At 52.6% G+C, this 13405-nt stretch carries 10 protein-coding genes; 6 read left to right on the top strand and 4 right to left on the bottom strand.

Translation table 11 applies throughout. From position 1 onward, the window contains the following. Positions 1–545 precede the first annotated feature (545 nt). The 3 genes from ACK2SD_RS11995 to ACK2SD_RS12005 all read left to right on the top strand — a co-directional run bounded on the left by ACK2SD_RS11995 (position 546) and on the right by ACK2SD_RS12005 (position 3853). Positions 546–2669 (top strand): TonB-dependent receptor family protein, encoded by a 2124-nt coding sequence (locus ACK2SD_RS11995; protein ID WP_412462240.1) that lies wholly within the window; start codon positions 546–548, stop codon positions 2667–2669. A gap of 75 nt (positions 2670–2744) precedes the next feature. Beyond that, positions 2745–3113, top strand: a complete 369-nt coding sequence (locus ACK2SD_RS12000) for a histidine phosphatase family protein (RefSeq protein WP_412462241.1) — start codon at positions 2745–2747, stop codon at positions 3111–3113. 191 nt (positions 3114–3304) lie between these two features. Then, a complete protein-coding gene (locus ACK2SD_RS12005) occupies positions 3305–3853 on the top strand; it encodes a hypothetical protein (protein ID WP_412462242.1) in 549 nt (182 codons plus the stop codon). A 367-nt stretch (positions 3854–4220) separates the two neighbouring features. Here ACK2SD_RS12005 and ACK2SD_RS12010 read toward each other — a convergent pair whose 3' ends face one another. After that, positions 4221–4373, bottom strand: coding sequence for a hypothetical protein (locus ACK2SD_RS12010; protein ID WP_412462243.1), 153 nt, complete (start codon positions 4371–4373; stop codon positions 4221–4223). 91 nt (positions 4374–4464) lie between these two features. Between ACK2SD_RS12010 and ACK2SD_RS12015 the strand changes: the two genes are divergently transcribed. Then, the gene (locus ACK2SD_RS12015; protein WP_412462244.1) at positions 4465–6042 is read left to right on the top strand and encodes a hypothetical protein; all 1578 of its coding nucleotides are present in this window, start codon (positions 4465–4467) and stop codon (positions 6040–6042) included. Between the two features lie 1239 nt (positions 6043–7281). Here the strand turns inward: ACK2SD_RS12015 and ACK2SD_RS12020 are convergent. After that, positions 7282–8442: a hypothetical protein gene (locus tag ACK2SD_RS12020; protein ID WP_412462245.1), complete on the bottom strand. Its 1161-nt coding sequence runs from the start codon at positions 8440–8442 to the stop codon at positions 7282–7284. A gap of 1069 nt (positions 8443–9511) precedes the next feature. Next, positions 9512–10333, bottom strand: a complete 822-nt coding sequence (locus ACK2SD_RS12025) for an NADPH-dependent oxidoreductase (protein ID WP_412462246.1) — start codon at positions 10331–10333, stop codon at positions 9512–9514. A gap of 137 nt (positions 10334–10470) precedes the next feature. Here ACK2SD_RS12025 and ACK2SD_RS12030 point away from each other — a divergent pair, with 137 nt between their 5' ends. Continuing rightward, positions 10471–10785: a hypothetical protein gene (locus tag ACK2SD_RS12030; protein WP_412462247.1), complete on the top strand. Its 315-nt coding sequence runs from the start codon at positions 10471–10473 to the stop codon at positions 10783–10785. A gap of 133 nt (positions 10786–10918) precedes the next feature. On the opposite strand, the gene ACK2SD_RS12035 is transcribed toward ACK2SD_RS12030, so the two are convergent. Then, positions 10919–11137: an antitoxin Xre/MbcA/ParS toxin-binding domain-containing protein gene (locus ACK2SD_RS12035; RefSeq protein ID WP_412462248.1), complete on the bottom strand. Its 219-nt coding sequence runs from the start codon at positions 11135–11137 to the stop codon at positions 10919–10921. Positions 11138–11398: 261 nt separating this feature from the next. On the opposite strand from ACK2SD_RS12035, the gene ACK2SD_RS12040 reads away from it, so the two are divergent. Further along, positions 11399–13405, top strand: a complete 2007-nt coding sequence (locus tag ACK2SD_RS12040) for an ABC-three component system protein (RefSeq protein WP_412462249.1) — start codon at positions 11399–11401, stop codon at positions 13403–13405.

Here is a 13405-nt window from a genome sequence, read left to right on the forward strand (position 1 = left end):
AGAAACGAAAAAGCGGCGCTTTCCGTCATTCATGTTCATGCAGTGACATAAACGCAATTCACACTGCAACGGTGTACGTGAGTGTGAGAGCAAGAGCCGTACCACAATCAACATACCCGTAAAAAGTGGATGTTTCAGTAGTCCACGCAGCCGGACTGTTGTGTCAGTGCCACTTTTTGTCGAATAACTGTTGTGCTGGATACAGTGTGCGTTATGAATGAATGCTTTTCTGGAATAAGGCGGCATGGCGTCTAGCGCAGTAGCTGCGCTGCATCGCTATGCCATTGTCTAATAAGTATATTCCCGATTGTTTCGTTCCGATTACGGTCGAGACTGATGATGAGCAGATAACAACATTAAAAGCACCGCGCTGACTGTTGGCAATCGAACACTGCGCAAACAAAGTGTCGAACCGACGGGTGTCTATGGCTGCATGCCCCCAGCAATATCGTTATAAAACACGTGGCATGAACCCTGCAAAGTTGCCCGAGAGCCAGAAAAACAATAAGTCACGCTCACACTTATTATTTGATCGGGGAGTAGGGATGTTTAGGTTGCAACGCTTTAATAAAAACACACGTCGTCTGGACCCGTTGGCCACCGCTTCAAGCCTGGGCCTGTTATTGATGGCGGTACATGGCGCGTCTTTGGCTGCGGAACCGGACACCGCGCAAGATCCTCGTCTGGCCACCGTCACGGTCACCGGTGCTCAGGCGACCGAGGCTCAGAAGGCTGAAAAACAATTGGCCAAGGTGCCTGGCAAGACCGCCGTGATCGACAACCGGGAAATTGAAAAAGGTCGCGCTTCCAACGCCGAGGACGTGCTGGCGCTGCAACCGGGCGTATTTGCTCAAGCCACCAGCGGCTCGGCGGCGAACAAGATTTCGATTCGTGGTTCCGGTTTGAATACCTTCTATCAAGGGTATGTATTGGGTATCAAATTCCTGTTCGACGGTTTGCCGCTGACAGGACCTGGCGGTACGCAGGAAGATATGCTCGACATGGCTGGCGTGGATCACACTGAAGTCTTGTACGGCGCCAATGCCTTTAACTATTCGGCATTGTCGCTAGGCGGTGCGATCAACTTCGTCAGCAAGACAGGCCGCACCGATCCGGGCAACTACGCTCGCTTCGAGGCCGGTAGCTACGGTTACCGCAAGCAGGTGCTGAGTACCGGTGGGGTGGTCGACAATGCCGATTACTACGTGAGCGTTCAGCACAACGAACGTGACGGTTATCAGCACGACACTTCCAACGAAGGGCAGGGGATCGTGGCCAATTTCGGCTACGTGTTTAACCCGAAACTGGAAACCCGGTTCTTCCTGCGTTATCGCGAAGAAACCCTGACCCAAGGCAACACCCTGACCAAGTACCAGCTCAAACACGACCCGCGTAGCAACAACGTGCCGTTCGGCCGCAAGAAAGATGGCTCGACATTGGTGGGCAGCAAAACCACGTACACCTTCGATGACAACGCCAAGCTGGAAGTCGGGCTGGGCTACAACGACTACCCGTTGTTGAACGGCTGGCGATACTCGGCAACACCTCAGGACTGGCGTTCCAAGGACCTCAACCTGACCCTGCGCTACCTGCGCACCGGCGACACATTCCTGGGCCTGAACAGCGACAGCACAGTGACGTTCAGCAACACCCGCGCAGACCTGGCTGACGTGAAGTCCCACTTCAGGGCCACGCGACTCAAACAGCAGGAAACTAACTACACCGGCTCGCGGGACACCGTGTTCTCGTTGGGCAACGAACTGCAACTGAGCGACAACGTATGGCTGTCCAGCGGCCTGTCGTTCATTGACGTCAAGCGCAAAGCAGAAATCGAATACACCAGTGGCACCAACACCACAGCGTTTCCCAACGGTGTGGAATATGAAGAACACGACATCGCGCCGCGCATAGGACTGCGCTACAAACTGACCCCGGAATTCGAAGTGTTCGGCAACGTCAGCCGCTCCATCGACCCGCCGGTCACCTGGCAGTTGGGCAGCACGGGCACACCCTACATTCGCGATGTGCGTCCGCAAAAAGCCAATACGGTCGAGTTCGGCATTCGCGGTGGGCACGGCATCTTCGACGGCAGCCTGACACTGTACCGTTCGTGGGTGCAGAAAGAGCTGTTGTCGGTGGTGGTGCGTCAGGCCACGGCCACACAGGATCAGTTGGTGGCGACGTCCAATGGCAGTCCAACCATCCACCAGGGCGTCGAGGCGGGCCTGAATGCCTTGCTGTGGGAAGGTGCGTCGGGCGATACGGTGACCTTGCGTCAGGCCTACACCCTCAACGACTTCCATTACCGTCATGACGCGACCTTTGGTGACAACGAACTGCCGGGGCTGCCGCGACAGGTCTACCAAGCAGAACTTGAGTACCGTCAGACAGGAGGCTTCTATGCCCAGCTCAACGCTCGGGCAGCTTCCAGTTACTACGTCGATTTTGCGAACAGTTGGAGTGCGCCTTCTTACACCCTCTGGGGCGCCAAGTTTGGCTACGAAGCGCCAAGCAAGAAGTGGGAAGTGTTCGTCGACGCACGCAACCTGACCAACGAACGTTATGCCACCGCCACCAATACCGCCTACGACGCGAATGGCCAGGACTCGGCCAACTTCTATCCGGGCGATCCGATCAACGTCACCACGGGTGTTGCGTTTCGCTTTTAAGCCCGACGGTTGCCCGCGCCAAAGGCAGGCAACCGTACCGTTGTCTGCCGCAATGACCTGAAAAGGAGAACAGGAATGCAACTGTATGTCGTGCGCCATGGCCAGACCCAAGCCAATCTCGAACATCGCTATCTGGGGGCTCTGGACCCTGGATTGACGGACACCGGTCGTGAGCAGGCCGTCAACTTGCGCATGGAGCTTCCTTCAGCGATAGACAGCATCGTGGTCTCGCCGTCGCTGACGTCGCGTGTGTTCTCGGGTTTTGGGAAGACGGTTGCGTTGGGAGGTGTCTATTCGGACGCTGACAGCATCGTTGTGCGCAGCGTGCCGTTCTTTGGACAGATCCCGGGTTTGAAGTGGTTGTTCAACAGCACGTCGACGGTGAAGACGCAGACCGAGCTGGTTTTGTTCCTGACGCCGCGGCTGGTCGATGCCGATATATAACTATTCTAAATATTCATTTAGTTTAGTTATTCCTTTCAGTCATATTGCGAGGGTAGGGTAGCTCATCTGGTGAGCTAGGCGTAGCTCATCCATGATCGCTAACGTTCATGCATGCACGCTAGCGTTCAAGAATGAGCTAGGGGTAGCTCAAATGACGGAGAATTTTTATACAGCAGCACCTTACGCCTTGGATGATCGAAAGCGCTTACCGCTATTGCGAAGCCGCCAAACACCTGCTTACTGGGCACGATATGATGGCTGTTGCGCAGGTAAATGCTGCGATCGGCATGGAGATTTTGCTGAAAAGCTTCGTTGCCGTGCCCAATGGCAACCACGGCCAGGTCGATGAAACCTACGACCTTGACGCCGATTTGATTAAGAACGCGCATCGCGAGTTGCAGTACGCAGGCAAGATTGCGGCTGACAAGCGCGTCGACAAGCACGATTTGCTCACGCTTTTCCATGCAGTGCCTGCTGATATCCGGTCGCGACTTCGATTCGACCAGGAGGAAGAATGGATTGAGCGTTATCGCAATGTTTTCACAAACGCTCGCTATCCATATGAGGCCAACTCGCCGAAAGGCTACAGCGACACGCTGGTTTACGTGCTTGGTCAGATGATCGAGAAAGTCGTGAAGTGGTACCGCGAGCAAGGGTGCCGTGACCCGTTCATTGTTTACTACGGAATGACGCCGGCTGAATTCCAGCCTGAGGCGGCCAAGCAGGCCGATCCGTCATGAGCCTGACGCCCAATTTGGCCAACCCACGCCCCGGCAGCTCCATATGAAGATACGCATAATGTATATTATGTTAAATTAGATTAGTATTTTCTGAACGCCCGATTGTCACCGGCCCCCGAAAATCAGACTTTGCCTGAATTGTGACCCCCACTGGTTAATCGGAAACGTGGACGACTTAATCGGAAAACATTCCACGCCAACCAGTTAGGTTGCACAACTGACGTATTATCTCAACCCGGTTACGCCTTTTCTGTCAGTACTAAATTGGAAAAAACCGCTCTGTAGCCCCTGATTTTTGGTGCCCGCCGTCTGCGACCAAATCTCTCCCTGGCGTGCCGCGTGGCGAAAGTAAATTGGAAAATGGAACTCAGCCATACCGGCCCCAGCGCAAATCCTTGTTCTCAATAAACTTATTTTCGTGAAAATGCCCAAGCTGCTCCTGTACTCTGGGCGATTGACGAAAGTTAATCGGACAAAAATTCGCCTGCACGGCTGGTGCCGGCCAGATGTTTGCTTTCATAGCACCTGCTGTATAGATTCAGATGCTGAGATCTTTAAGGCTCAAGGCTGTTAGCCTTCGCAATTGCCGGCCTGCATTTGGGATGCATATTATGGTTCTGAGGTTTCATGGACTGCTGACGCAGCCTGACTCGCCTGCCGAGGGCGCCAGCGAACGGTCTTGTGCAGAAAAAGAGCTGGTACGTGATTATCTCCAAAGTCTTTCGTCGGCTTTGCGTGCTCAGGAAAGCTATGCGTTGATGACTGATTATGCGCTGGCTACCAGGGCTACGCCCGCTCAGGCGCGCTGGGATCAATCAGTTTTAGAAAAGTTTTTGCTTTGGAGCTTCATTGTTAAAACTAGGCCCCTGGCGGAACTAAACAATAGCGATGTGCAGGATTTTTTGAGTTTCTGCAATACACCTCCTGAGTCATGGATATCGAAGAGCAACCACAGATTTGTAAAAGAATTTGGGCTTCTAAAAGCGAACCCAGAATGGCGTCCATTTCACTCCCCCTTACGCTCGCATGGGGTCAGGCGCGTTATTAATCGATTTTTTGGTTTTAACTCTGAAACCATCGGTCTTGTCCTATGCCCTCCTAGTCGACCCGGAACTCCTCATGTGAATACATGCAGTTGCACTGATGCAGAGTCGTTGTGCTGCGAATACCTGGGTGCGCTAAAAGAAATCACGAAAGGAAAGAAGGGGCTAGAGCTCGGCTTGTTTATGTTCGCCACCTCGTTCTATCTCAAAATACCATTGAGAGATTGCCTTAACTATCTCTCTTTCGATTGCTTTGATTTTTCGGACGAAACCAATGGAAGATTCAAAGTCAACACAGGCACGGGATCGATTTCCGGTAGAGTTCCTGAACATTATATGGAGTATTTTTTTCGATGGAGGCAGATTTCTCAACTATTACCCTACCCTACGCCTGATGAAATGCAACTATTGTTTCACCGGCGAGCAAAAAATTACCCGACAGCTTATCTTCCAAAACTTGATGTAAACTGTGTGCTTCCCACGAAAATTTTAAGAGCTTTTAATGAGGGTTGTGCACGGTGTCGTAAGTTGGAAGGTCAACTCCTGAGCAGTTTTGATAGAAGCAGAAAATACAGAAATAAAGTCATTAATAAGCAAGAGGCTTTTTCTACTATCGAACGGCTCTACCAAGAGTCTAATAACGTCAATCATGATATCTCTGCTACGGCAGTCCCTTTGTATCTCATAAAAGAAGGAGTCACGGCGCAATTGCCTGAAAAAGTAATAACTTACTTTTTGACCTCATTTAATCCATCAGGTAGTAAGGAGGCTTACTCGGCTGGAGCGTCACTGTTTTGTTTATTTGTTCAAATGGAGCCGAACTATCTGAATCTTCGCGCGTTTGAAAAGCTTACTCTCTGGTCGATCCTAGTAGCTGGTAAGAGCCCGGCAGATCTAGATGTGTCAGATGCTAAATCGTTCTATCTATTCTGCTTGAATCCTCCAGTGCAGTGGGTCAGCACGAGGATATATTCCCGATCAAGCATATTGTGGCGGCCGTTTCTTAAGCTTCGGCCGGGCAAAGCTAACAACGTGCCCCGCGCCGGCATGATCGTGAGATGGTGCAATGCTTGCTACATCCAGCTGGTGCAGGCTGGTATTTTGCGCTCAAACCCATTTCAGCGATTAAACAAATATATTAACTAAAAAGCCAATGGGTATGGAATGTTGTGCGGCTGTCGTGAACCAAGCCTAGTTTGATATCAGACTACCCTGCCCCCTGGTTTGGTTGGTACGGAACAACGAGCGATTGCCAAGCAGTTTGTGAACGACGATGCACACAATTTTTGGCCTGACAGGCAATTCTGTAGTCCTGGTTGGGACGAGTATGTTCAAGCGAGGATCGTAGCCATCAACGCAGGCGAGACGAAGCCCTCTCAGTTTGATATCGTCAGTTTTGTTGGTCAGCCTGCCCGTGACCGCCTCGATTTTGCGCAGTAGCAAGTAATGCCAGTGATCTTGCTGGCATGTCGCCCCTCTTGATAATGGGCAGCCGTTCTGACTGCCCTCCCTGGCGTCGTTAAGCTAACGTAGCTGGTCGCGCACAGAGCAATTCCCTGTCCTAGCCACTTCACCACAGCTGCTGCCTACCCAGCTCAACTCAAGTTGTTCATCAATCATTCGTACAACTCGATCTGCTGGGGAAAACCAGCCGTTGGGATTCCCTAAAACGACAAAAGCCCCGAGAGGGGCTTTTGTGTACGTGCAAAAAATCATCCGTATTAATGCACGAGTCTGAGAAGGCGCATCGTGAGAGTTAGTACCACACCTATTGATGAGAGCACTGCCCAGATGTGATTACTGTATATAAATACAGCATGGAAGTCAACCCCCGATACCAGTCATCTTCGACCCTAGTCACGAGTCGGCTCCATGAACGTGGCATTTACCTACCGCGCCGGCTCTCGCATGAACGTCATGATGCGAACGCAGCGCGTGGCATATTTCACCATGCGGTCGACCAGGTCGGAGGAATGACAAGCCAACAGCATCCCGACACACACAGGTACCTTTCTTTTGGCAGCAAAACCACTAACAGCCTGCGAGGCCTATCAGATCCTGCGGAAGATCGCCTTGGTGCAGCTGGGAAAAAACTAAGCCATAGCTTAGATTCTCTAGCCAACCGTCACAAAAACCGCAAAAACTAAGGTAAACCTTAGTTTTTAGATCCCGATCTTAGGCAGTGGGTTGCCCTGCCGATTGCGTACGATGCTCTCCAAGAACTCAACATTTGCTCCGTGGTGGGGAGTCCTTGAAGACCGCAGTTGTAGTCCAGGGCCCAATTCGACGCATTCCCCGCCTACCCTCGCTTGCGAAGGATGGGCTTTACTGTCCGCATACAGCAACCCAGGACTTACGGAAAATGTGAGTCCTGGGAGTAGGCTGCTATCTTGCTTGAAACGTTATGTCATGATCCGCAAGTACATACCCGAACCGTTCAATAATATCACCTCTTGGATGAGATACAGTCATTTTCACATGCGCAGGCAACCGCTCGCGCATACTGAGGAAAAAACCGAAGCATCCGCTTCCGTTTGGACTTTTCCCCACCGTGAGAACTACTTCTTTCACCCCGGCAGGAATCACCAATGAGTGTGCGTATTGCTCAGATGCCCGCCTACTGAAAATCTCATGCAGCTCCACTTGGATATCAATTATTTCGGATGGCGGCAGCAGGTGCACTTCACTGCTTAATGACATGGAAACTTTATTTTTCCATATGCCGTCTTTTTTTATCCTTTCATAGGTTATGCTAATCTCCCCCTGGTAATCAGTTTGAAAGGCCGAGAATATAAGAGAGCCGAGATGGCTTCGTGCGGAAGCCTTATCTGGATCCAGTTGTGTAAGAGGATTGAACTCTACCCCATCATCCTCAATTGTAAAAACGTTTCCGGATAGAGTGAGATTTACGTGCCTTGCCCTTCCGTGAGTGAACGCATTGTCACTCAGCTCGTACGACACCTGCGAAATAGAATCTTTAATTCTCTCTCCAAGAAAATCATGAAATGCAGGGCGGGAGAAAAAAGCCCTGAATTGATCTTTCGGAGAGCTTATAGCAATGGTGGTACTTTGGTGCCCGTCTAGCTCATGGTAATTTGGTAGTCCACTGTAAAAGCTCTTGAGGAGGCTTGGGCGAGCTAAAATTTCTGCCGCAATATCATCCCAAGACCAAACATGAACATCAAATGGATAGGTGTTGTTCGCATTCAACACCCTAGCGTGCTCTTGTATTGATTTGTCTCTGGCGGCAGTCGTCGCTACAGAAAAACTTTTAAGTTTGGGCTCAAATGATGCGGCCTTATTGCACTCGATGCTGAGCTCCGATGGTTTTAATTTGCTTCCTAGATTAGCGTCCTTATCCTTACACTGAACCCCCGCCCAGATCTCTGTGTATATCGGCTTGCCATAAACATCAACGCCGCTTTGAGGCTGCCCAGCTCGGCCGTTCAGCTGAGTATTAGCATCGCACCAAATTTCTTTCCAAAGTCTTTGGCATATCTGCTCAAAGTCTTGCCAGTTGTCCGGGGCTGGAAGTCTTACTTTCACGTGCCTTGGTCTCTATTTGCTGATGTGAAGGAATGTCGAGCTTTTATAGCTAGGTTATCCATGAATTTGCATCTTATTGATGATCGCCTCGCGCACGTATTCATGACTGACCATCGATCCGTTCCTTTCCTTGTTTTCAAGAGTCATCGTATCGCCAGCGTTGCGTGCCTGATGCGGTGCGCTTTTCCATAACGATATCAAATGGCTATGCCCAGGGGTAGATCTTGGGCATCATGCCTTCTTGTTACTTTGGGGGCCCGCAAGTGTGAGTAAGTAGGGATACCAAGTCCGCGTTGATGAAAGGCCCCCATTCCTGCAAAGCTCAGTCTTGCCTAGTCAACCACGCACTGCCAGCCGTATCTTGAAGCGGCACGGTGCAACCTCTTAACCTCTGTAAAGTCAACCCCTGGTTCAAATCAGTGTCGACCTTGATTACGGGGCGGATCAATTAACGCGACAGTCTCCTTCTGAACACGCTCCGGCTTTCGCGTGAATGTCAAGATGCGAGGGCAATACGACAAGGGCGGCATCTTTCATTGACCATGCGGTCTACCAAGCCTGGGAAATGACTACCCGACATCATCTCAGCACACAGAGGTACCTTTCGTTTGGCAGCAAAACCACTAACAGCCCGCAAGGCCTATCAAATGCTGCGGGAGATCGCCTTGGTGCAGCCGGGGAAAAACTAAGCCATAGCTTATATTCTCTAGCCAACCGTCACAAAAACCGCAAAAACTAAGGTAAACCTTAGTTTTTAGATCCCGATCTTAGGCAGTGGGTTGCCCAGCCGGCTGCGTGCGAGGCTCTCCCAGAACTCAACATTTGCTCCGTGGTGGGGAGTCCTTCAACACATTACCCACCTACCCTCGCTTGCGGATGCCGCCAGGCTCGGATCGCGAGCTACGAATCCTCGGAGGAGTACAAAAGTATTCAATGCTGCACTACTGGTTGAAGGTTCTCAGCGCTACGCCTCTGAGGCATCCACCTCGCTCGATGCACGCAACGGTATGAGTTCTGCTTCTGCGCTGACGAGCTTGTGTGCCATACCCTCCTCCCTCAGACTCGCGCATCAGCGAAGCCCAAAGCCCATTCGCGCCAGCTCACCCAGAAGCTCCTCACGCCCATGCAGACTCGACACATTCCGGAGTCTGCTGATCACTTGCTCCGACCAGCCGGAAGCATTCATTCCTTCGCGCTGATAGAACGCACTCAGGCGCGCATCGTATTCCGAGAGGACGCCCTCCTCGCCAGCGATCGTATAGGTTTCGTGATGCAGTACGGCTTGCTGCGGTAGCCGCGGTTTTACCTTTGCAGGTCGGTCAGGTGATGGATAACCGACGCATAGGCCGAAGACGGGATAGACCTCGGGAGGCAGACCCAGCTCATTTGCAACCCCTTCGATATCGTTACGGATGCCACCGATGTATACGCTGCCAAGCCCCAACGACTCCAGAGCGACAACAGCGTTCTGAGCGGCCAACGCTGCATCGATCGTGCCTAGCAGCAAGCTTTCCAGGTACGGTAGTGCTTCCAGCTCTACCCCCGCCTGCTCCGCTATGCGCGAAATCCGGGACAGGTCTGCGAGCCAGACCAGGAACAGTGGGGCTTGATGGATATAGGCCTGATTACCGGCCAGGCCGGACAGGCGCTTCTTGCGATCGACATCTTGAACTGCGACGACACTCCAGACCTGGAGATTGGAAGATGTCGATGCGGACTGGGCAGCTGCGACCAGGGTCTCGATCGTGCCGTCAGGCAAGGGTTGATCAGTGAACGCCCGGACACTCCGATGATCAAGGAGTTGCTCGATGACCTCATTCCATTGCGTGGGCGATGAGATGTTGGTCGCGCCGTAGCGGGCACTGAGCTTGGACTGTGCGTTGGCTGTCATCGATGTGCTCCAAAAGGGCCGAAGGCTACCAAATTGATGCCCGCGTAACACGCCCGCCATGCCAAGTTTCATTTACCATGCGGTCAGCCGAGCTCGGACACGGACAGTTCGACAACATCCAGATATAGGTACTTCTTTTGGAAGCAAAACCGCTCACGGCCCGCGAGGCTTATCAGATCCTGCGGGACATCGCTCTCGGGGTTCGTAGCATGCGCCGTCTAGGTGAGCAGTCTTGGGCTGAGATCTACTGCGGTTTGATGACGGTGGAGGCCGATGGCTGGGTGCTCACGTTCTACAACGACTGTGACACGCTCGACTATTGCGACAGCTGCTACAGCCCGGAGGGACGTGCCTACATTTTCGACTCGCTGCAGTCGTACAGTACTGACCCCGTAGAGCTGCTGAGCACTTGGGAGCATGCGCAGCTGGAAAAGCTGTTGGGTATCGCGTAGCCGGCCACCGGGGAGCGGCAGGGGTTTGGTTTGGTAGACGGTCGGCTTACGTTTGGGGTTCGAAGCGAGCCCTTTCTGGCGCCGCCCCGGCTCAATGTCCAAACTTCCACCTAAAGACCATCGTCTAGGCAACTCACGCAACAAACCCATGCTCCAAGCGCCTGATAAAATCGATCACGGTGTCCGTTTCCTGCCTAGTTGTGACCATGGCTGCAGGAGCTTTGCGCCCAAATGCTGCGACTGGGCGTGACATCCATTGCAAGGTCGCATCAAGATCGCCGCCGAATAAGCTCATAGCTGCCTTGAGCACCTCCGAATAGCGGGCGTGTCGATCAGGAGGCAAAGTGCTCATGTGTAGGTTTTTTCCTGCGGCTACTGTGGTTAAACGACAGGTTAGCATTTACTAGCCCGCGGCGGGCCCCGCCGATCAAGCTACTGCTGCGACCTCGTCTTCATACCTTAACGTCCAGGTGTGCCAAGTATCCCGGTGAAATCAAGCACGTAAGGTATCAATTTATAGAAAAACCCACAGTTCCTTGAGCGAAGCCGTCTCGCTACTATATGGCCTACTGCCAGTGGTGCCCCATGCACCTACCGCTTGAAGGGATTCTCTATGATAAAAAGGTTCCGGCTTGAGCAAAAGGGCCGCTACGAAAAGCTGGTAATTGCCCGGCGTCTATCCGATATGCTGGACAAGTACCTGGACGGACGTCCTGCCCCCATGTTCATAGGTGCCGAACAGGGTGGGATCCCTCAGTGGGACGACGTAGTTGTTCAGCACACGGAGGAACATTGGGAACACCTACAAATCAAGCGGCAGACGACTTGCTTCAGCGACAAGCACGTCGACAAAGAAGCCTTCCTGAAATCCCGCGAGAAAAGCGCAAAGGGCGATAAAGCTGGAAAGGGCTCACAGGCGTCTGATCCAGTCGTTGAAGCCGAGAAGGCTGGCGATACTGACGCAGCCAAGGATCCTGCTGACGACGACTTCGATTCGGAGCTCGAAAAGGTAATGAAGAGCTTAGCGTCCTGGCAGGCACCAGCGAGTGGCGCAAAACCTTCGAAACGTACCTTCACCCTGCACCTCCCCGGCCTTGACGTAGCGATCAAAGGGCATAGCAAGGCACATGTCACAACCATTAACCATTTGCGTGAGTTTTGGGACTCATGCAACAAAGACGGGCTTAGCGTCGGTGATTTATCCCAGCGTGATGACAACCCAACCCAGAGGGTCTACACATGGCTTACTACTTGGTGCGGATTCAGGGACTGGTCGCACGTCGTAGAAAAAATGCAGATACTCAGCATCGAATCTCTCGGGGATGAGACCGAGCTGGAAAGGGCTGCACTTGCTTCTCTTGACAGGCATTTTCTAGATTCGCGCACGACCCTAAGCCTTCTTATCGACTACATCTCTGATAACACCACTGACACCAACGTAATTAGCTGCTACTCAGCTGCGAAGCAGCTACAGAAAATGCTTCGTCCCAGCTTTCAAACCTGGACTCAATACCTACTGAATCCCGACGGTCAAGATTGGACAGTGATGGGCACGCACGACCTCAACGGCCCAGATACAGAAGGTTCTGTAAATCCTGCAAGCCAGGTCGTGGGTCATCATTGGAAGGAGGGTACATCCAACAGGCAGTTTCGGTTGCATGCCGGCTACAGCTCTCCCTCCCCCGGGGTCAACGCCCTACCCTCTGCCATCCTCCGGTTGGCTCTGCACCTAAAAGCCGGCAGCCACGGCCTGCTGCTCGGTGAGCCTGTATGGCGTCACGGCGTAGGCCAAGAGCTAGGCAGTACACTCGGAATCGGGGAGACCGACCTCGATGACCTGCCGTGGCTCCAGAATACTGAATCACTCTCCTGCGGGCTCGGTCGTTCCATTACATCGCAATTAGACAATCGCCGAGAATCAGCGGCACTCCACGACGCGATGAACGATATGGTATGGCAGCAGTTGCAGAACCGTGTCGATAAAAAAATGGCCAAGATCAGTGACCTGGATTTACTCGCTGCCATGGAAGCTATGTGGCGGGAATGGAAGGTCGAGCTATCGGCAGACCAAACGGCCCGGCAATCGCTTTTCGAGCAACTGATGTATCCACAAACAGAGGGGTTGGACGCAAAACATGCATTGCGCATCGGCCCTCGTACGCTGGAACTCATTGAAGTAGCCATCCTGATGCTGTTGCTGACATGCGTCGGGCTTGGTGGCGCTGATGCGCACTGGCGCGCAATCCCACCGATAGGAGAAATTCTTAGCATCGCTTTGCGCCATTGGTCTGGCGGCGCTACAGACCGTGGCGCCCCGCGACTATTAAGTGAGGACAGCTTGCGAGTGGTGCTAGGTCAGTCTCCCGCTCCCGTGGTCATTCTGTCTGGAGTGGAGGCTTCTGCAACCTGTTTACGCGATTCAGGAATGGCTGACGATAGAGCAGCAGAAAGTAGTATGGCAGCGGAGCGTCAGCCCCGCCTGCTGATTACGCGTTTCCAGGTCTATAACCAACTACAAAGAGGCACGCTGGCGTCGTTGCAGGACTATTTCAAAAAACAATGGAATGAATGGCGTATTGAGCGCGATGCGGCAATTAACGCTTGTGGGAAGGGGCAGTGA

Origin of the sequence: Pseudomonas sp. SC11, from assembly GCF_047039205.1 — a bacterium.
Classification (GTDB): Bacteria; Pseudomonadota; Gammaproteobacteria; order Pseudomonadales; family Pseudomonadaceae; genus Aquipseudomonas; species Aquipseudomonas boreofloridensis.

Excerpts from the sequence above, each read along its gene's own strand:
- ACK2SD_RS12005 (WP_412462242.1), top strand. The coding sequence starts at position 3,305 with ATGATCGAAAGCGCTTACCGCTATTGCGAAGCCGCCAAACACCTGCTT.
- ACK2SD_RS12025 (WP_412462246.1), bottom strand. The coding sequence starts at position 10,333 with ATGACAGCCAACGCACAGTCCAAGCTCAGTGCCCGCTACGGCGCGACC.
- ACK2SD_RS12010 (WP_412462243.1), bottom strand. The coding sequence starts at position 4,373 with ATGAAAGCAAACATCTGGCCGGCACCAGCCGTGCAGGCGAATTTTTGT.
- ACK2SD_RS12015 (WP_412462244.1), top strand. The coding sequence starts at position 4,465 with ATGGTTCTGAGGTTTCATGGACTGCTGACGCAGCCTGACTCGCCTGCC.
- ACK2SD_RS12000 (WP_412462241.1), top strand. The coding sequence starts at position 2,745 with ATGCAACTGTATGTCGTGCGCCATGGCCAGACCCAAGCCAATCTCGAA.
- ACK2SD_RS12035 (WP_412462248.1), bottom strand. The coding sequence starts at position 11,137 with ATGAGCACTTTGCCTCCTGATCGACACGCCCGCTATTCGGAGGTGCTC.
- ACK2SD_RS11995 (WP_412462240.1), top strand. The coding sequence starts at position 546 with ATGTTTAGGTTGCAACGCTTTAATAAAAACACACGTCGTCTGGACCCG.
- ACK2SD_RS12040 (WP_412462249.1), top strand. The coding sequence starts at position 11,399 with ATGATAAAAAGGTTCCGGCTTGAGCAAAAGGGCCGCTACGAAAAGCTG.